Source organism: Kitasatospora sp. NPDC008050, assembly GCF_042957465.1.
Classification (GTDB): Bacteria; Actinomycetota; Actinomycetes; order Streptomycetales; family Streptomycetaceae; genus Kitasatospora.
The window spans coordinates 123,757-149,030 of the sequence record NZ_JBIBIJ010000017.1; the positions used below are offsets into that span (position 1 = coordinate 123,757).

Annotated in this window: 24 protein-coding genes; 19 read left to right on the plus strand and 5 right to left on the minus strand. The window is 72.2% G+C overall.

Features of this window, described 5'->3' with window-relative positions; all coding sequences use genetic code 11:
- The 11 genes from carB to ACFZB9_RS28220 all read left to right on the plus strand — a co-directional run bounded on the left by carB (nucleotide 1) and on the right by ACFZB9_RS28220 (nucleotide 13,953).
- Nucleotides 1-3,309: a carbamoyl-phosphate synthase large subunit gene (gene carB, locus ACFZB9_RS28170; protein ID WP_391451721.1), complete on the plus strand. Its 3,309-nt coding sequence runs from the start codon at nucleotides 1-3 to the stop codon at nucleotides 3,307-3,309.
- A 62-nt stretch (nucleotides 3,310-3,371) separates the two neighbouring features.
- A complete protein-coding gene (locus ACFZB9_RS28175; RefSeq protein ID WP_391451723.1) occupies nucleotides 3,372-4,466 on the plus strand; it encodes a quinone-dependent dihydroorotate dehydrogenase in 1,095 nt (364 codons plus the stop codon).
- 154 nt (nucleotides 4,467-4,620) lie between these two features.
- The gene (locus ACFZB9_RS28180) at nucleotides 4,621-5,478 is read left to right on the plus strand and encodes a dihydroorotate dehydrogenase electron transfer subunit (protein WP_391451724.1); all 858 of its coding nucleotides are present in this window, start codon (nucleotides 4,621-4,623) and stop codon (nucleotides 5,476-5,478) included.
- Nucleotides 5,475-6,518, plus strand: a complete 1,044-nt coding sequence (locus ACFZB9_RS28185) for a dihydroorotate dehydrogenase (RefSeq protein ID WP_391451726.1) — start codon at nucleotides 5,475-5,477, stop codon at nucleotides 6,516-6,518. Before ACFZB9_RS28180 ends, ACFZB9_RS28185 begins: the two co-directional genes overlap by 4 nt.
- Nucleotides 6,515-7,351: an orotidine-5'-phosphate decarboxylase gene (gene pyrF / locus ACFZB9_RS28190; protein WP_391451728.1), complete on the plus strand. Its 837-nt coding sequence runs from the start codon at nucleotides 6,515-6,517 to the stop codon at nucleotides 7,349-7,351. The genes ACFZB9_RS28185 and pyrF overlap by 4 nt, the downstream gene beginning before the upstream one ends.
- Nucleotides 7,352-7,618: 267 nt before the next feature.
- Nucleotides 7,619-7,945 carry an integration host factor, actinobacterial type gene (mihF, locus tag ACFZB9_RS28195; RefSeq protein WP_391451729.1) on the plus strand — a complete coding sequence of 109 codons (327 nt, stop codon included), beginning with the start codon at nucleotides 7,619-7,621 and terminating at the stop codon, nucleotides 7,943-7,945.
- 60 nt (nucleotides 7,946-8,005) lie between these two features.
- The gene (gene gmk / locus ACFZB9_RS28200; protein ID WP_391451730.1) at nucleotides 8,006-8,563 is read left to right on the plus strand and encodes a guanylate kinase; all 558 of its coding nucleotides are present in this window, start codon (nucleotides 8,006-8,008) and stop codon (nucleotides 8,561-8,563) included.
- A 94-nt stretch (nucleotides 8,564-8,657) separates the two neighbouring features.
- Nucleotides 8,658-8,924 carry a DNA-directed RNA polymerase subunit omega gene (rpoZ, locus tag ACFZB9_RS28205; RefSeq protein ID WP_035840778.1) on the plus strand — a complete coding sequence of 89 codons (267 nt, stop codon included), beginning with the start codon at nucleotides 8,658-8,660 and terminating at the stop codon, nucleotides 8,922-8,924.
- Between the two features lie 125 nt (nucleotides 8,925-9,049).
- Nucleotides 9,050-10,267 (plus strand): bifunctional phosphopantothenoylcysteine decarboxylase/phosphopantothenate--cysteine ligase CoaBC, encoded by a 1,218-nt coding sequence (gene coaBC / locus ACFZB9_RS28210; RefSeq protein ID WP_391451732.1) that lies wholly within the window; start codon nucleotides 9,050-9,052, stop codon nucleotides 10,265-10,267.
- 246 nt (nucleotides 10,268-10,513) lie between these two features.
- Nucleotides 10,514-11,707, plus strand: coding sequence for a methionine adenosyltransferase (gene metK, locus ACFZB9_RS28215; protein WP_391451734.1), 1,194 nt, complete (start codon nucleotides 10,514-10,516; stop codon nucleotides 11,705-11,707).
- Between the two features lie 161 nt (nucleotides 11,708-11,868).
- Nucleotides 11,869-13,953 (plus strand): primosomal protein N', encoded by a 2,085-nt coding sequence (locus ACFZB9_RS28220; protein WP_391451735.1) that lies wholly within the window; start codon nucleotides 11,869-11,871, stop codon nucleotides 13,951-13,953.
- A 166-nt stretch (nucleotides 13,954-14,119) separates the two neighbouring features.
- Here ACFZB9_RS28220 and ACFZB9_RS28225 read toward each other — a convergent pair whose 3' ends face one another.
- Complete coding sequence (locus tag ACFZB9_RS28225; protein ID WP_391451736.1) at nucleotides 14,120-14,689, minus strand: hypothetical protein; 570 nt, start codon at nucleotides 14,687-14,689, stop codon at nucleotides 14,120-14,122.
- 251 nt (nucleotides 14,690-14,940) lie between these two features.
- On the opposite strand from ACFZB9_RS28225, the gene def reads away from it, so the two are divergent.
- The 4 genes from def (at nucleotide 14,941) to ACFZB9_RS28245 (ending at nucleotide 18,553) form a co-directional block, all read left to right on the plus strand.
- Complete coding sequence (def, locus tag ACFZB9_RS28230; protein ID WP_391451738.1) at nucleotides 14,941-15,486, plus strand: peptide deformylase; 546 nt, start codon at nucleotides 14,941-14,943, stop codon at nucleotides 15,484-15,486.
- A 64-nt stretch (nucleotides 15,487-15,550) separates the two neighbouring features.
- Nucleotides 15,551-16,486, plus strand: coding sequence for a methionyl-tRNA formyltransferase (gene fmt, locus ACFZB9_RS28235; RefSeq protein ID WP_391451740.1), 936 nt, complete (start codon nucleotides 15,551-15,553; stop codon nucleotides 16,484-16,486).
- 92 nt (nucleotides 16,487-16,578) lie between these two features.
- A complete protein-coding gene (locus ACFZB9_RS28240) occupies nucleotides 16,579-18,018 on the plus strand; it encodes an RsmB/NOP family class I SAM-dependent RNA methyltransferase (protein ID WP_391451742.1) in 1,440 nt (479 codons plus the stop codon).
- A gap of 97 nt (nucleotides 18,019-18,115) precedes the next feature.
- On the plus strand, nucleotides 18,116-18,553 hold the full coding sequence (locus tag ACFZB9_RS28245) for an aldo/keto reductase (protein WP_391451744.1): 438 nt from the start codon (nucleotides 18,116-18,118) through the stop codon (nucleotides 18,551-18,553).
- Nucleotides 18,554-18,569: 16 nt separating this feature from the next.
- Here the strand turns inward: ACFZB9_RS28245 and ACFZB9_RS28250 are convergent, their stop codons facing one another.
- Complete coding sequence (locus tag ACFZB9_RS28250) at nucleotides 18,570-18,764, minus strand: hypothetical protein (RefSeq protein WP_391451745.1); 195 nt, start codon at nucleotides 18,762-18,764, stop codon at nucleotides 18,570-18,572.
- 138 nt (nucleotides 18,765-18,902) lie between these two features.
- Here ACFZB9_RS28250 and rpe point away from each other — a divergent pair, with 138 nt between their 5' ends.
- The 4 genes from rpe to ACFZB9_RS28270 all read left to right on the plus strand — a co-directional run bounded on the left by rpe (nucleotide 18,903) and on the right by ACFZB9_RS28270 (nucleotide 22,365).
- Nucleotides 18,903-19,586 carry a ribulose-phosphate 3-epimerase gene (rpe, locus tag ACFZB9_RS28255; RefSeq protein WP_391451746.1) on the plus strand — a complete coding sequence of 228 codons (684 nt, stop codon included), beginning with the start codon at nucleotides 18,903-18,905 and terminating at the stop codon, nucleotides 19,584-19,586.
- A 124-nt stretch (nucleotides 19,587-19,710) separates the two neighbouring features.
- Nucleotides 19,711-20,406: an RDD family protein gene (locus ACFZB9_RS28260; RefSeq protein WP_391451748.1), complete on the plus strand. Its 696-nt coding sequence runs from the start codon at nucleotides 19,711-19,713 to the stop codon at nucleotides 20,404-20,406.
- Nucleotides 20,407-20,434: 28 nt separating this feature from the next.
- Nucleotides 20,435-21,394, plus strand: coding sequence for a pirin family protein (locus ACFZB9_RS28265; RefSeq protein ID WP_391451749.1), 960 nt, complete (start codon nucleotides 20,435-20,437; stop codon nucleotides 21,392-21,394).
- A 308-nt stretch (nucleotides 21,395-21,702) separates the two neighbouring features.
- A complete protein-coding gene (locus ACFZB9_RS28270) occupies nucleotides 21,703-22,365 on the plus strand; it encodes a response regulator transcription factor (RefSeq protein WP_391451751.1) in 663 nt (220 codons plus the stop codon).
- 100 nt (nucleotides 22,366-22,465) lie between these two features.
- Here the strand turns inward: ACFZB9_RS28270 and ACFZB9_RS28275 are convergent, their stop codons facing one another.
- The 3 genes from ACFZB9_RS28275 to ACFZB9_RS28285 form a co-directional block, all read right to left on the minus strand.
- A complete protein-coding gene (locus ACFZB9_RS28275) occupies nucleotides 22,466-22,729 on the minus strand; it encodes a hypothetical protein (protein ID WP_391451753.1) in 264 nt (87 codons plus the stop codon).
- Nucleotides 22,730-22,893: 164 nt separating this feature from the next.
- Nucleotides 22,894-24,369, minus strand: a complete 1,476-nt coding sequence (locus ACFZB9_RS28280) for an FAD-binding oxidoreductase (protein WP_391451755.1) — start codon at nucleotides 24,367-24,369, stop codon at nucleotides 22,894-22,896.
- A 307-nt stretch (nucleotides 24,370-24,676) separates the two neighbouring features.
- The gene (locus tag ACFZB9_RS28285; protein WP_391451757.1) at nucleotides 24,677-25,264 is read right to left on the minus strand and encodes an NADPH-dependent FMN reductase; all 588 of its coding nucleotides are present in this window, start codon (nucleotides 25,262-25,264) and stop codon (nucleotides 24,677-24,679) included.
- Between the last annotated feature and the right edge of the window lie 10 nt (nucleotides 25,265-25,274).

Here is a 25,274-nt window from a genome sequence, read left to right on the forward strand (position 1 = left end):
GTGCCGAAGCGCACTGACATCAAGTCCGTCCTGGTCATCGGCTCCGGCCCGATCGTGATCGGCCAGGCGGCCGAGTTCGACTACTCCGGCACCCAGGCCTGCCGAGTGCTGCGGGCCGAGGGCCTGCGGGTCGTGCTGGTGAACTCCAACCCGGCCACGATCATGACCGACCCGGAGATCGCCGACGCCACCTACGTCGAGCCGATCACCCCCGAGTTCGTCGAGCGGATCATCGCCAAGGAGCGCCCCGATGTGCTCCTGCCCACCCTGGGCGGGCAGACCGCGCTGAACACCGCGATCTCGCTGCACGAGAACGGCACGCTGGAGAAGTACGGCGTCGAGCTGATCGGCGCCAACGTCGAGGCGATCCACAAGGGCGAGGACCGCCAGCTCTTCAAGGGCGTGGTCGAGGCCGTCAACGCCAAGATCGGCCACGGCGAGTCGGCCCGTTCGGTGATCTGCCACTCGATGGACGAGGTGCTCGCGGGCGTCGGGACGCTCGGCGGCTACCCGGTCGTGGTCCGCCCCTCCTTCACCATGGGCGGCGCCGGCTCCGGCTTCGCGCACGACGAGGAGGACCTGCGCCGGATCGCCGGTCAGGGCCTGGCGCTGTCGCCGACCACCGAGGTGCTCCTGGAGGAGTCCATCCTCGGCTGGAAGGAGTACGAGCTGGAGCTGATGCGCGACCGCAACGACAACGTCGTGGTGGTCTGCTCGATCGAGAACTTCGACCCGATGGGCGTGCACACCGGCGACTCGATCACGGTCGCGCCGTCCATGACGCTCACCGACCGCGAGTACCAGACGCTGCGTGACATCGGCATCGCGATCATCCGCGAGGTCGGCGTCGACACCGGCGGCTGCAACATCCAGTTCGCGATCAACCCGGTCGACGGCCGCGTCATCGTGATCGAGATGAACCCCCGGGTCTCCCGCTCCTCGGCGCTGGCCTCCAAGGCGACCGGCTTCCCGATCGCCAAGATCGCCGCCAAGCTGGCCGTCGGCTACACGCTCGACGAGATCCCCAACGACATCACCGAGGAGACCCCGGCCTCCTTCGAGCCGAGCCTCGACTACGTGGTGGTCAAGGTCCCGCGGTTCGCCTTCGAGAAGTTCCCGAGCGCGGACGCCACGCTGACCACCACCATGAAGTCGGTCGGCGAGGCGATGGCGCTGGGCCGCAACTTCCCCGAGGCGCTCAACAAGGCGCTGCGCTCGCTGGAGAAGAAGGGCTCGCAGTTCACCTGGATCGGCGAGGTGGGGGACAAGGCCGAGCTGCTGACCCTGGCCCAGGTGCCCACCGACGGCCGGATCAACACCGTGATGCAGGCGATCCGGGCCGGCGCCACCCAGCAGGAGGTGTTCGAGGCCACCCGGATCGACCCGTGGTTCGTCGACCAGCTCTTCCTGCTCAACGAGATCGCCGTCGAGCTGGCCGAGAGCGACAAGCTCGACGCCGAGCTGCTGCGCCACGCCAAGCGGCACGGCTTCTCCGACCAGCAGATCGGTGAGATCCGCGGCCTGAAGCCGGACGTGGTCCGCGAGGTGCGCCACGCGCTCGGCATCCGCCCGGTCTTCAAGACGGTCGACACCTGCGCCGCCGAGTTCGCCGCCAGGACCCCGTACTTCTACTCCTCCTACGACGAGGAGAGCGAGGTCGCCCCGCGCAGCAAGCCCGCGGTGATCATCCTGGGCTCGGGTCCGAACCGGATCGGCCAGGGCATCGAGTTCGACTACTCCTGCGTGCACGCCTCCTTCGCGCTCGCCGACGCCGGCTACGAGACCGTCATGGTCAACTGCAACCCGGAGACCGTCTCCACCGACTACGACACCTCCGACCGGCTCTACTTCGAGCCGCTCACCCTGGAGGACGTGCTGGAGATCGTCCACGCCGAGCAGCAGGCCGGTCCGCTGGCGGGCGTGATCGTGCAGCTCGGCGGCCAGACCCCGCTGGGTCTGGCGCAGGCGCTGAAGGACAACGGCGTGCCGATCGTGGGCACCCAGCCCGAGGCGATCGACCTGGCCGAGGAGCGCGGCGCGTTCGGGCGGGTGCTGCGGGACGCCGGTCTGCCGGCGCCCAAGCACGGCACCGCCTTCTCCTTCGAGGAGGCCAAGGCGATCGCGGACGAGATCGGCTACCCCGTGCTGGCCCGCCCGTCCTACGTGCTCGGCGGGCGCGGCATGGAGATCGTCTACGACGAGCCCTCGCTCGCCTCCTACCTGGAGCGGCACGCCGGTCTGATCTCCGAGCACCCGGTGCTGATCGACCGCTTCCTGGACGACGCGGTGGAGATCGACGTCGACGCGCTCTACGACGGCACCGAGCTCTACCTCGGCGGCGTGATGGAGCACATCGAGGAGGCCGGCATCCACTCCGGCGACTCGGCCTGCGCACTGCCGCCGATCACGCTGGGCGGCCACGACATCAAGCGCCTGCGCACCTCCACCGAGGCGATCGCCAAGGGCGTCGGGGTGCGCGGTCTGATCAACATCCAGTTCGCGCTCTCCGGGGACATCCTCTACGTGCTGGAGGCCAACCCGCGCGCCTCGCGGACCGTGCCCTTCACCTCCAAGGCGACGGCCGTGCCGCTGGCCAAGGCGGCGGCCCGGATCTCGCTCGGCGCCACCATCGCCGAGCTGCGCGCCGAGGGCCTGCTGCCGGCCGAGGGCGACGGCGGCACGCTGCCGGCCGACTGCCCGATCTCGGTCAAGGAGGCCGTGATGCCGTGGAGCCGCTTCCGCGACATCCACGGCCGTGGCGTGGACACCGTGCTCGGCCCGGAGATGCGCTCGACCGGTGAGGTCATGGGCATCGACAAGGTCTTCGGCACCGCCTACGCCAAGGCCCAGGCCGGCGCGTACGGCGCGCTGCCGACCAAGGGCAAGGTCTTCGTCTCGGTGGCCAACCGCGACAAGCGCAACCTGGTCTTCCCGGCCCGGGCGCTGGTCGAGCTGGGCTTCGAGGTGCTCGCCACGGCCGGCACCGCCGAGGTGCTGCAGCGCGGCGGGATCCCCTCCACGCTGGTGCGCAAGCACAGCGAGGGCGAGGGCCCGAACGGCGAGCGGACCATCGTGCAGCTGATCCACGACGGCGAGGTCGACCTGATCATCAACACCCCGTACGGCACCGGCGGCCGCCTGGACGGCTACGAGATCCGCACCGCGGCCGTCTCCCGCGGGGTGCCCTGCCTGACCACCGTGCAGGCGATGGGTGCGGCCGTCCAGGGGATCGACGCCCTGACCCGTGGCGACGTCGGGGTGATGTCGCTGCAGGAGCACGCGGCGCTGATCAACTCCGCCCGCCAGTAACGCGATCCTGTGTGGGGGGCACCGTGCCTCGGTGCCCCCCACAGCCATGCGAGGAGCCACCTGTGTACAAGCTGCTGTTCAATCTGGTCTTCCGGAAGATGGACCCCGAGAAGGCCCACCACCTGGCGTTCTTCTGGATCCGGCTGGCCGCCTCGGTGCCGGGCCTGCGGCAGTTGGTCGCCCTGGTGCTGGCCCCGCGCGACAAGGCGCTGCGCACCACCGCGCTCGGCCTGGACCTGCCGGGCCCGTTCGGCCTGGGCGCCGGGTTCGACAAGAACGCGGTCGGCATCGACGGTCTGGCGATGCTCGGCTTCGACTACGTGGAGATCGGCACGGTGACCGGTGAGCCGCAGCCCGGCAACCCGACGCCGCGGCTGTTCCGCCTGGTGGACGACCGTGCGCTGATCAACCGGATGGGCTTCAACAACCAGGGCTCGACCCGGATCGCGGCCCGCCTGGCGCAGCGTCAGCGCGGCTCGCTCTCGCCGGTGGTCGGCGTCAACATCGGCAAGACCAAGGTGGTCGAGGAGGCCGACGCGGTGGCCGACTACGTCAAGAGCACCGAGCGCCTGGCCAAGTACGCGGACTACCTGGTGGTCAACGTCTCCTCGCCGAACACCCCGGGGCTGCGCAACCTGCAGGCCGTCTCGCACCTGGGCCCGCTGCTGAGCGCCGTGCGCCAGGCCGCCGACCGGTCCACCCCGCACCACGTGCCGCTGCTGGTGAAGATCGCGCCCGACCTGGCCGACGAGGACGTGGACGCGGTCGCCGACCTGGCGCTCGAACTGGGCCTGGACGGCATCATCGCCACCAACACCACGATCGGCCGCGAGGGGCTGCGCGAGCCGGCCGCCCGGATCGAGGAGATCGGCATGGGCGGGCTCTCCGGGGCGCCGCTGAAGGAGCGCTCGCTGGAGGTGCTGCGGCGGCTGCGCAAGCGGACGGACGGGCGTCTCACGCTGGTCTCGGTCGGCGGGATCGAGACCGCCGAGGACGCCTGGCAGCGGATCATCGCCGGGGCCGACCTGGTGCAGGGCTATAGCGCCTTCATCTACGAGGGGCCGTTCTGGATGCGCCGGGTGCACAAGGGCCTGAGCCTGCGGCTGCGCCGCGCGGGCTTCAAGAGCCTGGCGGAGGCCGTGGGATCGGCGGCCTGAACGAGCGGGCCCGCCAACAGGGCCCCTCTTTCAGTACGAAAATCTGACGGTATGTCATAAATCGGGGGGATGTGACAGCCGACAGCCTGGTTTGGGAGAGTTCCGGGAGCCAGCCAACCCAGAAGCAGCCAGAGCGGTCGAAAGGGGCCTGACCATGGCCAACCCCCTGCAGCTGCGGGCCGAGGTGCTCGCCAACCACTCCGAAGGGGCTTACCACCGCCTGGTGCTGCACGCGCCAGGGGTACCGCAACGGGTGCGGCCCGGCCACTTCGCCACCCTGGCGGTGGGCGGGCCCAGCTCGGCGCTGGTGCTGCGCCGGCCCTTCGCGATCCACCGGGCCGACCCGCACAGCGGCACCGTCGAGCTGGTGATCGCCCCGCGGGCGGCGGGCAGCCGGGAGCTGGCCGGCGCCCGGGTGGGCGAGCACCTCGACCTGATCGCCCCGCTGGGCACCCCTTTCCCGCTGCCCGAGCAGCCGGTCAGCGCCCTGCTGGTGGCCGGCGGCTACGGCAGCGCGCCGCTCTTCGCGCTGGGCGCCGAGATCCGGCGGCGCGGCGGGCGGATCGGCTTCGTCCTCGGTGCGGCCGGCACCGAGGGGCTCTACGGCGTCGAGCAGGCGCGCGCGCTCACCCAGGACGTGCTGCTGCTCACCGAGGACGGCTCGACCGGGCTGGCCGGGCGGGTCACCGACCCGCTGGCCGAGGCGATCCGGGCGATCGGGGCCACCGTGCTCTACGCCTGCGGGCCGATGCCGATGCTGCGGGCCGTCACCGAGATCGCCGTCGCGCACGAGGTGCGGGTGCACACCGCGGTCGAGGAGGCGATGGCCTGCGGGGTCGGCATCTGCATGACCTGCGTGCTGCCGGTGGTCGGCGAGGACGGGCGCAGCCGGTTCGTCCGCTCCTGCACCGAGGGGCCGGTCTTCGACGGGGCCAGAGTGCGCTGGGCGGACATCGGCAGCGTCCCCGACGACCTGGAGGGCGCCGCCGCGATGGGAGGAGGGCTCCGATGACGGCACGACTCGAACCCCGGGCCATCGACCCCGAAGGCATCGACCCCCAGGACGTGGATCTCAGCGCCCCGCTGGGCACCCTCACCCTGCCCAACCCGCTCAGCACCGCCTCCGGCTGCGCCGGCTACGGGCGGGAGCTGGCCCGGTTCGTCCCGCTGGACGCGCTGGGCACCGTCACCACCAAGACGATCATGCCGTACCCGCGCTCCGGACAGGCCACCCCGCGGCTGGCCGAGACGCCCTCCGGCATGCTCAACGCGATCGGTCTGCAGGGCGCGGGCATCGAGCACTTCGTGCGCCACGAACTGCCCTGGCTGGCCGAGCGCGGCGCCCGGGTGCTGGTGTCGATCGCGGGGGAGCGGCTGGAGGAGTTCACCGAGACCGCCGAGCGCCTGAACGGGCAGCCAGGCGTGGTCGGGCTCGAACTCAACATCTCCTGCCCCAACGTGGCCGACCGCGGCCTGGTCTTCGCCCGCAACCCCGCCACCTCCTACGACGTGGTGCGCGCGGTGCGGAAGATCGCCGACGCCGAGCTGCCGGTCTACGCCAAGCTCTCCCCCGATGTCACCTCGATCACCGAGATCGCGGCCGCCTGCGTGCAGGCCGGGGCCGACGGTCTGTCGATGATCAACACCTCGCTCGGCCTGGCCATCGACCTGGACACGATGCGCCCCGCGCTGGCCGGCGGCACCGGCGGCCTCTCCGGGCCCGCGCTGCGGCCCATCGCGCTGCGCTGCGTCCACGAGGTGCACGCCGCGATGCTGGCCGGCCGGATCCCGCGCGTGCCGATCCTGGGCATGGGCGGCATCCGCAGCGGGCGCGACGCGCTGGAGTTCACCCTGGCCGGCGCCAGCGGGGTGGCCGTGGGGACCGCGCTCTTCCAGGACCCGGCCGCGCCCCAGCGGATCCTCGCCGAGCTGCGCGCCGAACTCGCGATCCGCGGCTTCGCCAAGTACACCGATGCGGTGGGGTACGCCCACCGCCCCTCCTCGCCCGCGGGCTCGCCCCGCCGGCCCTCTCCCACCGAAAGGCCCTCATGACCCTCGCTCCCTTCGGCGCCCGGCTGCGCCACGCCATGGACGACCGCGGCCAGCTCTGCGTGGGCATCGACCCGCACGCCGCCCTGCTCTCCGCCTGGGGCCTGGGCGACGACCTGGCGGGCCTGGAAACCTTCAGTCGCACCGTGGTCGAGGCGCTCGCCGACCGGGTGGCCGTGCTCAAGCCGCAGGCCGCCTTCTTCGAGCGGTTCGGCAGCAAGGGCGTCGCCGTCCTGGAGCGGACCGTGGCCGAGGCCCGGGCGGCCGGCGCGCTGGTGCTGATGGATGCCAAGCGCGGCGACATCGGCTCCACCATGGCGGCCTACGCCGAGGCGTTCCTGCTGCCCGACAGCCCGCTGTTCTCCGACGCCCTCACGGTCAGCCCCTACCTGGGCTTCGGCTCGCTGCGCCCGGCCCTGGATCTGGCCCGCGAGCACGGCTGTGGCATCTTCGCGCTCGCCCTGACCTCCAACCCCGAGGGTTTCGAGGTGCAGCGCGCGATGGGTGCGAACAACGTCAGCGTGGCCCAGCAGGTGCTGCGGCACCTGGCCGCGGAGAACGCCGACGCCCGGCCGCTCGGCTCCTTCGGTGCGGTGGTCGGTGCCACGCTGGCCGACGCGGGGGTGGAACTGGCCATCAACGGACCGCTGCTGGCCCCGGGGATCGGCGCCCAGGGCGCGACGATGGCCGACCTGCCGCGGGTCTTCGGTGCTTCGGTGCCCGACGTGGTGCCGAGCGTGAGTCGCGACGTACTCAAGCACGGACCCTCCGTGACAGCACTGCGGGAGGCCGCACAGCGCTTCGTCGACGATGTGAGGGCTGTCACACTCGCTTGACCATGAGGGCCCAAACCGGGCCGTTTTCTCCCGAAAAGTCCTGGCCTACCTGTGCTGACCAGGACTTTTCGGCTTCTTTTCCTGACGTGGGCGCGCAATACGGGTAGTGTCCGGCGGTAGGTGCCCTCGGTGGTGCGATTCTCGTTGCTCTCGCAGGTCAGAGCGGCTGGGTTGCACTGCGGTCGCAGCCCGAACGGGCTGTGGCAGGCGCCTGGTTCGACCAATGTCCTAGCACTTCATTTCCTTCCAGACCCTGAGGTGAACGGCGTGGCTCTTCCGCCCCTTACCCCTGAACAGCGCTCCGCCGCGCTGGCCAAGGCCGCCGAGGCTCGCAAGGAGCGCGCCGAGGTGAAGAACCGGCTCAAGCACTCGGGAGCCTCCCTGCACGAGGTCATCAAGTCCGGCAAAGAGGACAACGATGTCATCGGCAAAATGAAGGTCTCCGCACTGCTGGAGAGCCTTCCGGGCGTCGGCAAGGTCCGCGCCAAGCAGATCATGGAGCGTCTCGGCATCAGTGAGAGTCGCCGGGTCCGTGGTCTCGGCACGAACCAGATCTCCGCGCTGGAGCGGGAGTTCGGCGCCGCGTCGTCCTGACGCGCGCCGGTTCGGCGCCGGGTGGTCCCGGGTCCGTCCAGGATCCGGGATAATCGGTGCATGAGTGAACGTCCGCGGCTGACCGTGCTCTCCGGCCCTTCGGGGGTCGGCAAGAGCACGGTCGTCGCTCATATGAGGCAACAGCACCCCGAGGTCTGGCTCTCGGTGTCGGCGACCACCCGGCACCCGCGGCCCGGCGAGAAGGACGGGGTCCATTACCACTTCGTCGACAGCGACGAGTTCGACAAGATGGTCGCGAACGGCGAACTGCTGGAGTGGGCCGTCTTCGCCGGCAACAAGTACGGCACCCCGCGCGCGGCCGTCGAGGCCAAGCTGGAACGCGGCGAGCCCGTGCTGCTGGAGATCGACCTGCAGGGCGCCCGCCAGGTGCGGGAGTCGATGCCGGAGGCGCAGCTGGTCTTCCTGGCTCCGCCGAGCTGGGAGGAGCTGGTCCGCCGGCTCACCGGGCGCGGCACCGAGGCCCAGGCGGTGATCGACGAGCGGCTGGCCGCCGCCAAGGTCGAGCTGGCCGCCGAGCCGGAGTTCGACACCACGCTGGTGAACACCTCGGTCGAGCAGGTGGCGACCGAGCTGCTAGCCTTGCTCGGTGTAGACTGATCCGATGTTCTTCTGCTAGCGATCGCACATGATCGGCGGCAGGGGATCCGGTTATCAGGGTTCTGTTTTTTCCACCCTTTCGGAAGGTTTTCGCGTGTCCTCTTCTATGACCGCGCCCGAGGGCATCATCAACCCGCCGATCGACGAGCTGCTTGAGGCCACGGACTCCAAGTACAGCCTGGTGATCTACGCCGCCAAGCGCGCGCGTCAGATCAACGCCTACTACTCGCAGCTCGGCGAGGGTCTGCTGGAGTACGTCGGCCCGCTGGTCGACACCCACGTGCACGAGAAGCCGCTGTCGATCGCGCTGCGCGAGATCAACGCGGGCATGCTCACGGCCGAGGCCGTCGACGCCGCGTGACGTGACTGTGTGAAAGGGCCCGCCGGATTCGTCCGGCGGGCCCTTTTGCGTGCCCTGTCTGCCGGTCGGTCCAACGTGCCGCTCGGTCTAAGGTGAACACGCATCTCTTGAGTGAACGGAGTCCCATGAGCCAGCCCCGGGTGGTCCTCGGTGTGAGCGGTGGCATCGCCGCCTACAAGGCGTGCGAGCTGCTGCGGCGTTTCAGCGAGTCCGGTCACCAGGTCACCGTGGTGCCCACGGCGGCGGCGCTGCACTTCGTGGGGGAGGCGACCTGGGCGGCGCTCTCCGGCCGGCCGGCCGCCACCGAGACCTGGGAGCGGGTGCACGAGGTCCCGCACGTGCGGATCGGGCAGCAGGCCGACCTGGTCGTGGTGGCGCCGGCCACCGCTGACCTGCTGGCCAAGGCCGCCCACGGCCTGGCCGACGACCTGCTGACCAACACCCTGCTGACGGCGCGCTGCCCGGTGGTCTTCGCCCCGGCGATGCACACCGAGATGTGGGAGCACCCGGCCACCCAGGAGAACGTGGCCACCCTGCGCCGGCGCGGCGCGATCGTGCTGGACCCGGCGGTGGGCCGGCTGACCGGGGCGGACACCGGCAAGGGCCGGCTGCCCGACCCGGACGCGATCTTCGCCGCCTGCCGCCGGGTGCTGGCCCGCGGTGCGGCGGGGCCCGACCTGGCGGGGTGTCATGTGGTGGTCTCGGCCGGCGGCACCCGCGAGCCGCTGGACCCGGTGCGCTACCTGGGCAACCGCTCCTCCGGCAAGCAGGGCTACGCGCTGGCCGTCACCGCCGCGGCGCGCGGCGCCCGGGTGACGCTGCTGGCCGCCAACGTCGGGCTGCCGGACCCGGCCGGGGTCGATGTGATCAAGGTCACCACCGCGCTGGAGCTGCGCGAGGCGGCGGTGAAGGCGGCGGCCGAGGCGGATGTGGTGGTGATGGCCGCGGCCGTGGCCGACTTCCGGCCGGCCGAGTACGCGGCGGTGAAGATCAAGAAGCGGGACGGCGTGGAGCCCGCGCCCGTCGCCCTCATCCGCAATCCGGACATCCTGGCGGAGCTGTCCGCCCACCGGGCCCGTCCGGGGCAACTGGTGGTGGGCTTCGCCGCCGAGACCGACCAGGTGCTCGCCAACGGCCGGGCCAAGCTCGCGCGCAAGGGGTGTGACCTGCTGGTCGTCAACGAGGTCGGCGAGGCCAAGGGCTTCGGGGCCGACACCAACGAGGCCGTGGTGCTGGGCGCCGACGGCTCGGAGCACCCGATCGCGCCGGGGCCGAAGGAGGACCTGGCCGACGCGATCTGGGATCTGGTCGCGGCCCGGCTGGGCGGCGCCGGGCAGCCCTGAGCGGAGCCGGGCCGGGTGGCGTGATCTGGCGCACCTGTTCGACCGCGCAGACGCTCGGCCCGCCGGTCGGCCAGGCGGTGGGCCGATGGTTGGCGCGCCCACCAAGTGAGACGCAGCGTCCATGAATCGGTGAAAGGAGTGTCGAAGGTCGATAGCCGACCGTTACACTCCAGAACATCAAGTCTTTCCGGATGCCCTTCGATCGGGGGCATTCAGTCAGCAGCCGCTGCAACCCCAGGGAGCGCTGTGTCTCGCCGCCTGTTCACCTCGGAGTCCGTGACCGAGGGACACCCCGACAAGATCGCTGACCAGATCAGCGACACCATTCTCGACGCCCTGCTCAAGGACGACCCGACCTCCCGGGTCGCCGTCGAGACGCTGATCACCACCGGCCAGGTGCACGTGGCCGGTGAGGTCACCACCAAGGCGTACGCGCCGATCGCGCAGCTGGTGCGCGAGAAGATCCTGGAGATCGGGTACGACAGCTCGAAGAAGGGCTTCGACGGCGCCTCCTGCGGCGTCTCGGTCTCGATCGGCTCGCAGTCGCCGGACATCGCGCAGGGCGTGGACACCGCCCACGAGCACCGGGTCGACGGCGAGGACGACGAGCTGGACCGGCAGGGCGCCGGCGACCAGGGCCTGATGTTCGGGTACGCGTGCGACGACACCCCCGAGCTGATGCCGCTGCCGATCACCCTGGCGCACCGCCTGGCGCGCCGGCTGACCGAGGTGCGCAAGAACGGGACCATCCCCTACCTGCGCCCCGACGGCAAGACCCAGGTCACCATCGAGTACGACGGCGACAAGGCCGTGCGGGTCGACACCGTGGTGGTCTCCACCCAGCACGCCAGTGACATCGACCTGGACTCGCTGCTGGCGCCCGACATCCGCGAGTTCGTCGTCGAGCCGGTGCTGACCGGCCTGGACATCGACACCTCGAACTACCGCCTGCTGGTCAACCCGACCGGTCGTTTCGAGATCGGCGGCCCGATGGGCGACGCCGGTCTGACCGGCCGCAAGATCATCATCGACACCTACGGCGGCATGGCCCGCCACGGTGGCGGCGCGTTCTCCGGCAAGGACCCGTCCAAGGTCGACCGCTCGGCCGCCTACGCGATGCGCTGGGTCGCCAAGAACATCGTCGCGGCGGGCCTGGCCACCCGCGCCGAGGTGCAGGTCGCGTACGCGATCGGCAAGGCCGAGCCGGTGGGTCTGTTCGTGGAGACCTTCGGCACCGAGACCGCCCCGGTGCTGAAGATCCAGGAAGCCGTCACCCAGGTCTTCGACCTGCGTCCGGCCGCCATCATCCGCGACCTGGACCTGCTGCGGCCCATCTACTCCCAGACCGCCGCCTACGGCCACTTCGGCCGCGAGCTGCCGGACTTCACCTGGGAGCGCACCGACCGCGCCGAGCAGCTGAAGGCGGCTGTCGGGGCCTGACGCCCAGCACCACGCGGGGGCCGGTGAGCCCTTCGCGCCGACCGCGGCGGCGGCGTCCATCCATCGGGTGGGCGCCGCCGCCGCGGTCTGTCCGTGTCGCGTGGTACCACTGGACCCGGGTGATCCACGGTGGCGGCACGGGAAAGGGGGCCGGCGAGCCCATGAGCAGCGACGACACGCCCCCGGGCGGGCCGCCGGAGCAGCTGGCGCTGATCCGCGAGACGGTGCGCCGGGCCAAGCCGCGCACCTGGCACGGTGCGCACCTGGCCGAGGAGCTGCCGGTGGCCCGGGTGGTGGTCGACAAGGGCCTGCTCCACCTCGACCAGTTCTTCGACTACGCCGTGCCGCTCGCGATGGCCGAGGCCGCCCAGCCGGGTGTCCGGGTCCGGGTCCGGTTCGGTGCCCGGGTCAGCGCCGCGGGCCGGCGTGAGGGCGGCGAGCTGCACGACGGGTTCATCGTCGCGCGGCTGGCGAGCAGCGACTACCGCGGGCCGCTCGCCCCGCTGGCCCAGGTGCTCTCCGCCGAACAGGTGCTGACACCGGCCCTGCTGAAGCTCAGCCGCACCATCGCCGACCGCTACGCCGGCACCCTGGCCGACGTGCTGCAGCTCGCCGTGCCGCCGAGGCACGCCAAGGCGGAGGCTCAGGCCTCGCCGGCCCCGCTGCCGCCGCCCGCCGCACCGGCCGCCGACAGCTGGCAGCGCTATCCGCAGGGGCCCGAGTTCCTGGCCGCACTGAAGGCCGGGCACACTCCGCGCGCGGTCTGGACGGCGCTGCCCGGGCCGAGCTGGCCGCGGGAGATCGCGCTGGCGGTGGCTGCCACGCTGGCCGGCGGGCGCGGCGCGCTGGTGGTGCTGCCCGACGGGCGGGCGGTGGCCCGGGTGGACGCGGCGCTCACCGAGCTGCTCGGCGGGCCCGGGCACCACGCGGTGCTCACCGCCGATCTCGGCCCCAAGGAGCGCTACCGCAACTGGCTTGCCGTCAGCCGGGGTTCGGTGCGCGCGGTGCTCGGCACCCGGGCCACCGTCTTCGCGCCCGTGCACGACCTGGGCCTGCTGGTGGTCTGGTCGGACGGCGACAGCAGCCACAGCGATCCGCGGGCACCCCATCCGCATGTGCGCGAGGTCGCGCTGCTGCGTGCCGCCGAGGAGGGGGCCGCCGTGCTGGTCGGGGGGCTCGCGATGACGGTGGAGAGCGCGCAGCTGCTGCGCACGGGCTGGGCGCGCCCGCTGGCCGCCGACCGCGCGGTGGTGCGCGAGGTCGCGCCGCGGGTGCGCACCGTCGGTGAGGCCGACCAGGCCAGGGACGCCGCCGCGCAGGTCGCCCGGCTGCCCTCGGTGGCCTGGCAGGCGGCGCGCGAGGCGCTGCGCAGCGGGCCGGTGCTGGTCCAGGTGCCGCGCCGCGGCTATGTGCCGCGGCTGGCCTGCGGGCGCTGCCGCACCCCGGCGCGCTGCGCGCACTGTGCCGGGCCGCTGGAGGCCGTCGGCGCGGGGGAGGCGCTGCAGTGCGCCTGGTGCGGGGTCGCCGCGCTGGACTGGCACTGCGAGGAGTGCGGCTCGTTCCGGCTGCGCGCGCAGGTGGTGGGCGCCCGGCGGACGGCCGAGGAGCTGGGCAAGGCGTTCCCCGGGATCCCGGTGCGGACCTCGGGCCGGGACGCGGTGCTGGGCGGGGTGCCGGCCGAGCCGGCGCTGGTGATCTCCACGCCCGGGGCCGAGCCGGTGGCCGAGGGCGGCGGATACGCGGCCGCGCTGCTGCTGGACGGGTGGGCCCTGCTCAGCCGGCCCGACCTGCGCTCCGGTGAGGAGACGCTGCGGCTGTGGCTGGCGGCGGCCGCGCTGGTGCGTCCGGCCACCGAGGGCGGTCTGGTGGTGGTCGTGGCCGAGCCCACCGCGCGGCCGGTGCAGGCGCTGGTGCGCTGGGACCCGGCCGGGCACGCGGACCTGGAGCTGGCGGAGCGGGCGCAGCTGGGCTTCCCGCCGGTCTCCCGGATGGCCTCGGTCAGCGGGACGCCCGCTGCGGTGGCCGATCTGCTCGGGCTCACCCGGCTGCCCGAGGGGGCGGACCTGCTCGGTCCGGTGCCGCTGCCGCCGCTGCGCGGTCAGGAACAGGAGCGTGCGCTGCTGCGGGTGCGCCCCGGGCAGGGCGGGGCGCTGACGGCGGCGCTGAAGGCGGCGCAGATCGCGCGGGTCGCGTTGCGGGGGGCGGAGCCGGTGAAGGTGCGGATCGATCCGACCGACATCGGGTGACGGGCGGGCGCTCAGGGGGCGGGGCCCGGGGTGCAGGAAGTCGGGGAGGCCGACTTCCTGCGCACTGGGGCTCGGTCGTAGCGCCGACGTGAGGCGAGTTGGTGACGGGGTGACTGGGTGCCTGGGTGACTGGGCGTCAGGTGGTGCGGGGTCAGGCCGTGGCAGGTCAGCCGCGCAGGGGCACGCCGGGCCGGTCGAGGCCGCCCTGGCGGGCAGCCGGGACGGAGCGGGCGAGCGGCGCGGCGGCCGGGGCCTGGTTCGCCGGGGCGGGGGTCTCCTCCGCGCGCAGGTCGTCGCGCGGTGCGGCCGGGGCGGGCAGCGTGGCGCCCAGTGGCGCCGAACCGCCGGGCACCCCGCTCGCCGCCGCCGCGCCGAGCAGCTCGGTCGCCGAGCGGCGCATCCCGTACCTGCGGTGCACCGCCTGCTTGGTCACCCCGAGGGCGGAGCCCACCGAGTCCCAGGAGAAGCCGAGCGCCCGGTCGAACTCCACCGCCGCCGCCACCAGGGTCTCCACGCTCTCGCGCAGCTCCTGGGCCAGGCGCACGGTCGGGGCGGGCGCCCGCCCGTACACCACGAAGCCACCCGAACTGCTGGGCCGCCGGGGCCGGTAGACGTTGCCCAACTGGGCGGTGAGGGTACGCAGGGCGTCGACCTGGCGGCGGACCCGCTCGATGTCGCGCACCAGCAGGTGCAGACTCGCCCGTGCCCGGGTGTCGTGGTTGATCTGCTCGGCCATCGTGCTCAGGCCACCTTCCGTGCAAATGATGGGGCCTCGCGCCGGCCCGGTGAAACTCACGGTCAATCTCTTTTGACCAACGCCGAAGCGGGGTCCGGGGTCACGCGTGAGTGCGTTCCGGGATCCGGGAGGCGGGATCCGGCCTCCCGGCCGCGCCGCATAGACTGACGTGCTGTCCGCGTGAACGCCGTCCTGAGACACCGACCTGAGACACCGACCTGAGACCTCGACCTGAGAAGGAGCCCGCCGCCGTGGCGATCCAGCCGATCCGGATCTTCGGTGACCCGGTCCTGCGCGCCAAGGCGCAGCCGGTGACCACCTTCGACAAGGAACTGCGCACTCTCGTCAAGGACCTGACCGAGACCATGCTCGACGCCCCCGGCGCCGGCCTGGCCGCGCCACAACTCGGCATCTCGCTGCGGGTGTTCACCTACCACGTGGACGGCGTGACCGGTCACCTGATCAACCCCGACCTGTCGCTGACCGAGGAGGAGCAGGACGGCCCCGAGGGCTGCCTGTCGCTGCCCGGGCTGCGGTTCGACACCAAGCGGGCGTTCGGCGTGGTGGCGCGCGGCTTCAACGAGTACGGCGACCCGGTGACCGTCGAGGGCACCCAGCTGCTGGCCCGCTGCATCCAGCACGAGACCGACCACCTGGACGGGATCATCTTCATCGACCGGCTGGACCGGGAGACCCGCAAGGAGGCACTGCGGGCGATCCGTGAGGCCGAGTGGGGCGACGGCCCGGCGCCCGAGGTGCGGATATCGCCCCACAGCACCTTCGGGCCGATCCGCTGAACGCCGCTCTCCGTCTCCACTGATCCGCCTCCACTGATCCGAACCGATCCGAAGGATTACTGCCTTGCGTCTTGTCTTCGCCGGAACCCCCGAGGTCGCCGTCCCCGCGCTGGAGGCGCTGCTCGCCTCGGAGCGGCACGAGGTGATCGCGGTGGTCACCCGTCCCGACGCCCCCGCCGGGCGCGGACGCAAGCTGGTCGCGAGCCCCGTCGGCCAGCGGGCGGCGGAGGCCGGCATCGAGGTGCTCAAGCCGGCCAAGCCGAGCGAGCCCGAGTTCCTGGCGCGGCTGGCCGAGCTGGCCCCGGACTGCTGCCCGGTGGTCGCCTACGGCGCGCTGCTGCGTGAGCCGGCCCTGGAGATCCCCGCACACGGCTGGGTCAACCTGCACTTCTCGCTGCTGCCGGCCTGGCGCGGGGCCGCCCCCGTGCAGCACGCGGTGCTCGCCGGCGACCAGGTGACCGGCGCCTCGACCTTCCGGATCGAGCGCGGTCTGGACTCCGGCCCGGTCTTCGGCGTGATCACCGAGGACATCCGCCCCAGCGACACCAGCGGTGAGCTGCTCGACCGGCTGGCCCGGGCCGGCGCCGGCCTGCTCACCGCCACCATGGACGGCATCGAGGACGGCAGCCTGATCGCCGTCCCGCAGCCGGGCGAAGGGATCACCCTGGCGCCGAAGATCAACGTCGAGGACGCCCGGATCGAGTGGCGCCACCCCGCCCTGGCGATCGACCGCCTGGTGCGCGGCTGCGCGCCCGCGCCCGGGGCGTGGACCACCTTCCGCGGCGAGCGGCTCAAGCTCTCCGGACCGGTGAAGCTGCTGGCCGGCAGCGCGGAGCTGGCCGTCGGCGAACTCGCGGTGAGCAAGAACGCGGTGCGGGTCGGCACCGGCAGCCACGAGGTCGAGCTGGGCGAGGTCCAGCCGCAGGGCAAGAAGCCGATGCGGGCCGCGGACTGGGCGCGCGGGGTGCGGATCGAGAGCGGCGAACTGCTCGGCGGCTGAGGGCCGCGCGGCGGCCGGGCACTGCCCGGCCGCCTGCCGGTGCGATCCGGCGTTACTGTTTCTGATATCCCCGTAGCACTTTTGAGGTCCTCATGAGCACCCCCGCGTCGAAGCCCGCCAAGCGCGCCCCCCGCCCGCACCGCCGTCCCAAGAAGGACCCGGCGCGCAGCGTCGCCTTCCGCGCCCTGCGTGCCGTCGACGAGCGGGACGCCTATGCCAACCTGATCCTGCCCTCGCTGCTGCGCGAGGCCGAGCAGAAGGGCATGGACCGGCGCGACGCCGCGCTCGCCACCGAACTCGTCTACGGCACGCTGCGCCTGCAGGGCACCTACGACGCGATCATCGCCGCCTGCATCGACCGGCCGCTGCGCGAGGTGGACCCGCCGGTGCTGGACGTGCTCTCGCTCGGCGCGCACCAGCTGCTGACCACCCGGATCCCCAGCCACGCCGCCGTCTCGGCCACCGTGGAGCTCGCCCGGGCGGAGATCGGCGACGGGCGGGCCAAGTTCGTCAACGCGGTGCTGCGCCGGATCAGTGCGCAGGACCTGGAGGCGTGGATCGCCCAGGTCGCCCCGCCGTACGAGGAGGACGCCGAGGACCACCTGGCCGTGGTCCACTCCCACCCGCGCTGGGTGGTCGCCGCGCTCTGGGACTCACTCGGCCGCTGGCAGCCCGGTGCCGCTGGGCGGGCCGCCGTCGAAGAGCTGCTGCGGGCCGACAACGAGCGCCCCGAGGTCACCCTGGTGGCGCGCCCCGGGCGGATCGCCACCGAGCAGCTCTCCGCCGAGCTGCCGGACAGCTTGCCCGGGCGCTGGTCCCCGTACGCGGTGCGGCTGGCCGAGGGCGGTGACCCCGGCTCGCTGCCGGCGATCCAGCAGAACCAGGCCGGTGTCCAGGACGAGGGCAGCCAGCTGGTCGCCCTCGCGCTGGCCGCGGCCCCGGTGGACGGCCCGGACCGGCTCTGGCTGGACGGCTGCGCGGGACCGGGCGGCAAGGCCGCGCTGCTGGGCGCGCTGGCCGCCCGGCGCGGTGCCGCCCTGGTCGCCTCCGAGCGGCAGCCGCACCGGGCCCGGCTGGTGGCCCGCGCGCTGGACGGCAACCCCGGCCCGTACACCGTGATCACCGCCGACGGGACCAAGCCCGCCTGGCGGCCCGGCAGCTTCGACCGGGTGCTGGTGGACGTGCCGTGCTCCGGTCTGGGCGCGCTGCGCCGGCGGCCCGAGGCCCGCTGGCGCCGGCGGCCCGAGGACGTGGCCGGCTTCGGCACGCTCCAGCGCGACCTGCTGCGCTCGGCGCTCGACGCGGTCCGGGTCGGTGGCGTGGTCGGCTACGCGACCTGCTCGCCGCACCTGGCGGAGACCCGGGCCGTGGTGGACGACGTGCTGCGCGGGCGCGGGGACGTCGAGTGGGTGGACGCCCGACCGCTGCTGCCCGGCGTGCCGGCGCTGGGGGAGGGGCCGGACATCCAGCTCTGGCCGCACCTGCACGGGACGGACGCGATGTACCTGGCGCTGCTGCGCCGCACCGCCTGACGGATGCGCCGCACCGGCTGGGCGATGCGCCGCACCGCCTGACGGATCGTCAACGGGCGGGTAAGGCACTGGACAAGAGGCCGGTCGCGGCAGAGGCTTGGATCATGGAGTACACCAACCTCGGCCGGACCGGCCTGCGCGTCTCCCGTCTCTGCCTGGGCACCATGAACTTCGGCCCGCATACCGAAGAGCGTCGCCGCTGCACGGCGGACTGCTCGGCGGCGTGCTGCGCAAGGACCGCGAGGGGGTGCGGCGGCTGAGCGGGCGGGCGGCCGACGCGGTGGCCGGCAAGCGCGAGCAGCTCCAGGCGTACGAGGACTTCGCGGTCGAACTGGGCCACGAGCCGGGCGACATCGCGCTCGCCTGGCTGCTCACCCGGCCGGCCGTGACCGCGCCGATCGTCGGGCCGCGCACCCTGGAGCAGCTGCACGCGGCCGTGCGGGCAGTGGAGTTGACGCTCGATCAGAAGTCGCTGGACCGGCTGGACGAGATCTTCCCCGGGTACCGGACGGCGCCGGAGGCGTACGCCTGGTGAGCGGGCCCGGCTCGGGTCAGCAGAGCGCGCCGGCCATCAACTCCGCTGAGAGCGCACGGAGTCGGGTGCGCGCCTCGGGATCGTAGGCCTGGTCGTCCGCGGTGGCGGGCCGGAGTCCGTCGAAGTACCGGCCACTGCGGGCGCCGGCCGGGCCGGTGACCAGCTGGAGGGTCGCCTCGACCCCCTGGGCCACCGTGCTCAGGGGGGGCACCGCGGCCTCCTGCCGGCTCCGAGGGCGCGTCGGGGCGGGTGCGCCGGGGGGTGTGCCGCCCGAGGCTGGTGCTCAGGGGATGATAGGGGCAGGCGACCACGTCGGTGGCCGGTCGGTCGAGTGGTGAAGGTTTCGGAAATGGCGCAGATCAACCCCAGCATCCTGTCCGCGGACTTCGCCCGCCTGGCCCAGGAGGCCGAGGCGGTGCGCGGAGCCGACTGGCTGCACGTCGATGTGATGGACAACCACTTCGTGCCCAACCTGACGCTGGGCGTCCCGGTGGTGGAGTCGCTGGCCCGGGCCACCGACACGCCGCTGGACTGCCACCTGATGATCGAGCAGCCGGACCGCTGGGCCCCGCAGTACGTGGAGGCCGGCGCCGGTTCGGTGACCTTCCACGTGGAGGCCGCCGCCGCGCCGGTGCGCCTCGCCCGTGAGATCCGGGCCAAGGGCGCCCGCGCCTCGATGGCGCTCAGGCCCGCGACGCCGATCGAGCCGTACGAGGACCTGCTCCCCGAGCTGGACATGGTGCTGATCATGACCGTCGAGCCCGGTTTCGGCGGCCAGTCGTTCCTGGACATCATGCTGCCCAAGATCCGCCGCACCCGGGAGCTGATCACCAAGCACGGCCTGGAGCTGTGGCTCCAGGTGGACGGCGGCGTCGCGCCCGCCACCATCGAGCGCTGCGCCGAGGCCGGGGCGGACGTCTTCGTGGCCGGCTCCGCCGTCTACGGCGCGGCCGACCCCGCGGAGGCGGTGCGCTCGCTGCGCGCGCAGGCGCAGGCCGCCACCGCAGGGGCGGGCTGGGCCTGCCGGCACTGAGGCCGGCACTGAGGCCGGTGCTGGGGCCGGTGCTGGGGCCGGTGCTGAGGCCGGTGCTGGGGCCCGGTGCTGCCGCGCACCACTGGATTGTTCTCGTGTGATTGTTCTCTTGGAGGGGGAGCGCGTGTCCCAAGCGGTTGGGGTCGGGCGTCGGGCGCTGGCCTGGTTGGTCGACTTCGCCCTGGTCCTGGCCATCGCCACGCTGCTCGTGATCGTGACGATGCACCGGATCGGGCTGCTGCTCACCAACGTGCCCGGGCTGGCCGGCCAGAGCGCCTGGCAGCTGGTCAAGTCGCACGGGCACCTGGTCGGTGCCGCCGAGGGCCTGGGCCGCTCGCTCTGGCACTCGGCGCTCTCCGACGTCCAGCAGGGCCTGGGCGCCCTGGTGCTGCTGACCTTCGCGTACCAGTTCGGGGCGCTCGCGCTGTCCGGCCGGACGCTCGGCAAGGCCCTGCTGCGGCTGCGCGTCGGCGGCCGGCACGAGCCGTGGGTGCCAGGGCCTGTCCGCCAGGCCCTGGGTGGGCGGCGGGCCGCGATCCGGGGCGCCGTCACCACGGTGGCCGACATCGGCTGCTTCGCGCTGGCCTGCTCGCTGCTGGTCGGCGGATCGTTCCTGCTCGCCGCGGTGTGCTGGGCGCTGGCCGTCGCGCTGTTCTGGGCCAACGCCGTCCCCGCCCTGGTGGGTACCCGGCGCTCGCTCGCCGACCGGCTGGCGGGCACCGGCGTCCGCCGCGCCCCGGTCGCGGGGGCCACGGGGGCGGACGCGCAGGTGGGCAGCGGCGGTCCGTGGGTGAGCCCGGTGGCGGCCGGTCGCCGCTGACTGACCGTCAGGACGCTACGGTGGGACGGTGAGCAACCTCGATCTCAAGCCCGTCGCAACCCGCTGCGGTGGTGACGCCAGTACCGGCCCGGTCCGTGACCTGCTGACCGGCCGGGCCGTGCGGCTCGGCGAGAGCACCGAGGTGCGCCGGCTGCTGCCGACCATGGGACGGCGGATGGTCGGCGCCTGGTGCTTCGTGGACCACTACGGCCCCGACGACATCGCCGACGAGCCCGGCATGCAGGTCCCGCCGCACCCGCACATGGGCCTGCAGACCGTCAGCTGGCTGCACCAGGGCGAGGTGCTGCACCGCGACAGCCTGGGCAGCCTGCAGACCCTCCGCCCGCGCGAGCTGGGCCTGATGACCTCGGGACGGGCCATCTCACACTCGGAGGAGTCCCCGCGCTCGCACGCGCGCCTCCTGCACGGCGCACAGCTCTGGGTCGCGCTGCCCGACGCCCACCGCCACACCGCCCCCGCCTTCGAACACCACGCCCAGCTCCCCGAGATCACCGCCGCCGGCCTGCACGGCACCGTGATCCTCGGCTCCCTCGACGGCGCCACCTCGCCCGGCACCACCCACACCCCACTGGTCGGCGCCGACCTCACCCTCGCCGAAGGCGCCGCCGCCCGCCTCCCGCTGGAGCCCGAGTTCGAGTACGCGGCGCTGGCGATGAGCGGCAGCGTGGACGTGGACGGGGTCCGGGTGGAGCCGGGCTCGATCCTCTACCTCGGCTGCGGCCGCCGCGAACTCCCCCTGCTGGCCCGCACCGACGCCTCGCTGCTCCTCCTGGGCGGGGAGCCGTTCGCGGAGGAGATCGTTATGTGGTGGAACTTCGTTGCCCGTTCCGGTGAGGAGATCGTGCGAGCACGAGAAGAATGGGAGACGGGATTCCGTTTCGGTGCGGTGCATGGATATGCCGGTGAGCGGTTGGCTGCGCCAATGCTGCCGCCGGGGGCGCTGAAGCCGCGGGGGCGGCAGCGCTGAACTGCACAAAGCCGTGGCCAGGCCCTGAATGGCGGTGACCTCTGCTCGAACGGGCAGTTCGCCTGTAAAGATCGAATTTACGGCTCAAGCACTAGTTGATCATTAAATGTCATTGACCTGCATAGCTGATCACATTAGTCTACAGCTGTTTGGGGGCGTAATTTGTGATCTAAGTATCGCGCGACTTCCGGGGGGCGGCGATGGATCAACAGGCGGCGAAGGTTCTTGAACCTCAACTCTTACGACAACACTCTGGTCGGCGAAGACTGCCCCATGCGGGGCCACGGAAGACTAAATCGGCGCTCAGCGTGCTCGTGGTCGAAAGCGATGTCCAGGCTGCCGGAAGCCTGGTGCGGGGGCTGCGCCGGCACGGGTATCAGGCCGATAGCGTGGACACCGGCACCAAGGCTCTCCAGGAGTATCGGAACGCCGATCTCATACTGATGGATCTGGATCTCCCCGACCTGGACGGTATCGAGGTCTGTCGCATTATCAGGTCCGTGTGCAACACCGCGATCATCGTCGTCACCGCCCGCGACAGTGCGCTGGAGCGGGTGCTCGGCCTCCAGGCGGGGTCGGATGACTATGTCACCAAGCCCTACTGCTTCCCCGAGCTGATGGCCCGGATCGAGGCCGTCATGCGCCGGGTCCACCCACAGGGCCCCGCCGCGGGGGACATCATCAACGACCCGTTGAGCATCACCCTGAACACCAGGGAGGTCCGCCTCGACAACCGGCGCATCGATGTGACCCGCAAGGAATTCGATCTGCTGTACCTGCTGGCCTCCCAGCCCGAGAGCATCATCTCCCGCAGGCAGATCATGACCCAGGTGTGGGAGGACTCCCGCTCCCAGCCGGGTCGCACGATCGACACCCACGTCAGCAGCCTGCGCAGCAAGCTCGGTTCGAGCAGCTGGATCACCACGGTCCGTGGTGTCGGCTTCCGCCTGGGGCATCCGGGTCCCGCCTAGCGTTCCGGTGGAGATGGCTGCGGCCATCGGTGATCGCCGTCAGGTCCGCGGACCGACGATGACCACCGGTGGCCGCTCGGCCCGGGCGGTCGGGGGACCGTCAGGCCGCCACCCGCCAGCTCGGCAGTGCGCCGGCCGCCCACGAGGTGGCCACCCGGCGCCGGGCCTCGGCCGGCAGCCACTTCGCATCGACCCGTCGCTGTTGGGCCGGGTGCTCCGCCGGCACGCTCACGCGACCGCAGCAGCGGAGCAACACGGCTGTCAGGGCCGCGAGTTCATCTGCATCCAGGGTGCCGCCGGTGATCCGCCAGGCCTGCTCGGGCAGCATCTCGGGCGTGTCCTGCGCCGTGTTCGCCGCTCCCATCTCAGGGGCTCCTCCCTTGACCGGTCGCTCATCGGGTTCGCCGGGGCCGACTGTGCGGCAGAGGGCCCACCGGGGGTCGGGCCCTCTGTCATCGTGTCGGGCCCGGCCCCGCCGCGCCGCTGGAGAGCCCCGACCGGTCTCGACGGGGGTGAGCGGGGGGCAGATCAGGCGGGGTCGATCGACAGCGGGTTCTGGAAGACGTTCTTGGGGTCGTAGGCCCGCTTGACCCGCTGCAGCCTGGGGTAATTGTCCTTGTAGTACAAGGTCGACCACGGCACGCCGGTGGCGTTGAAGTTCGGGTCCCTGGAGTCCACGTCCGGGTAGTTGATGTAGAGCCCGTCCTGCTGGTCGTTCGGGACCGGGAAGCCGCCCGTCGAGGCGTGGACGCTCTCGCGCAGCGTCCGGATCCAGTCCACCTCGGCCTGGTCCCGCGCCGGGTCCGCCCAGTTGGACGCGTACCAGAGCTTGATGATGGAGTCCCGCTGCGCCATCGCGGTGTCCGAGGAGCCGACGGTGTTGATCTTGCCGCCGTAGGCGGCCAGGTACACCAGACCGCCACCGGTGTGCGTCGGGTCGGTCAGGCTCTGGTAGAGCGCGCTGACCTGCGCCTGGGTGAACGGCTTGCGCAGGTATCCGCCCATGGACTTGTGGCGGGTCCAGTTCTCGTAGTGGACCGACGGAATCAGGGCGAAGTCGAGCCAGGCCAGATCCTGACCGGCGACCGTCGGTGTGGCGGACACCCCGGCCGAGAGCGCGGCGAGGTAGGCGTCGAGCAGGCTCTGCGTGTGGGGCAGCGTGTTGTCCATCGTGATGTCCAGCTGGACGATGGTCGCCATCGAGGACATCAGCTGGAACGAGCTGTGCATCATCGCGTACGGCGAGTCGGCCGAGCTGTTGGCCGCGTGCCAGGCGCCGTGGTTCATGACCAGCCGGGTGAAGTTGGCCTCGGTCAGGTCGGCCCACTGCCAGGTGACCATGGTCTTCAGGACGCGCGCCGGGGGCTTCGGCAGGAACCCGGTGGGATCGGTGCCGGTGCTGCCCGGCGTCCGGAACCAGTACTTCGTCACGATGCCGAAGCTGCCGCCGCCACCGCCGGTGTGCGCCCACCACAGGTCGCGGTTGGGGTCGTCCGCCCGTCGGGTGGCCACCACGGTCCGCGCCTGGCCCTCGCAGCCCGGTACGACGACCTCGACCGCGTGCAGGTGGTCGACCGACAGGCCGAACTTGCGGGACAGCGGCCCGTAGCCGCCGCCGGCGACGTGGCCCCCGACGCCGACCTCCGGGCAGACGCCCGCCGGCAGCCCGACCCCCCACCCCTGGTACAGGGCGGCGTACACCTGGCCCAGCGTCGCGCCGGACTCGACCGCGAACGCCTGCATGTCGGCGTCGTAGGAGATGCGGTTCATTTCCTTGGTGTCGACCAGGAGACGGAACTCCGGATTGTCGACCAGGTCCTCGAAGCAGTGGCCGCCGCTGCGGACGGTAATCCGCTGGTTCTTGCCGACCGCCTGGTTGATCGCCTTCTCGACCTGGTCGGCGGAGTGCACCAGCCAGATTTCGTCGGGAGTGGCGACGAAACGGGTGTTGTAGCCGCGCGAGGCCAATGCGGCGTACTGAATGTCGCCCGGCCGGATAATCACCAAGGGCGCTGGTGGCGGGGTGTCATTCCGCCGCGCCGCGAAAGCCGGCGTCGCCGCGCCGGACAGGCCCACGGCGGCGCCTGTCGCCGCCGCCGCCGCGGAACCTATGAATCCGCGTCTCGAAACCATGTCGAACACCTATCTGTCTGAAGGCCGAACGAATCCCCGGGTGATCGCTCTGGGTGCCGGGGTCTGCCACAGCCAAGCAGTCCGAAGGCGGTATCGCTACGCAGTTGACGCGGATCTGTCGTAGGGCGATCCGAAAATTAGCAAATGCAGCCCAATAGGGTCCGGTGCGGCGGAAGCCTCAGGAGCCGTACGGGCGGATGGCCTTGGCATCCCGCAGGGCCCGTGCCCACCAGGTCACCTGGTCGAGGAGGGTCTTGGCCGCGGCAGCGGGCGCCTCCGGGTTCAGGAGCTTGCCGTCGCCGTCGAACTGCTCCCACGGCCCGTGGAAGCTCACGGTGTCCCGGGTCGTGACGGCGTGCAGCTCCGCGAAGACCACCCGCAGGTGCTCCACGGCCCGCAGGCCGCCGGAGAGGCCCCCGTACGACACGAACGCGACCGGCTTCGCGTGGAACTGGGAGTTGTGCCAGTCGATGGCGTTCTTCAGTGCGGCCGGGTAGCTGTGGTTGTACTCCGGGGTCACCACCACGAAGGCGTCGGCGGCTTCCAGGCGCGGTGTCAGTCCGCCCAGGGCGGTCAGCACCTCGGTGGGCGCCGAGGCCGACGGGGCGGCCTGGCCGATCGGCACCTCCGCCAGGTCCACCAGGTCCACCAGGACGTCGTCGCGGCGTTCGGCCTCGCCCACGAACCAGTTGGCCACGGTCGGGCCGAAACGCCCCTCTCGGACGCTGCCGATGATGACGGCGAGCTTCAGTTGGTTGTCGGACACGGGGTGCTCC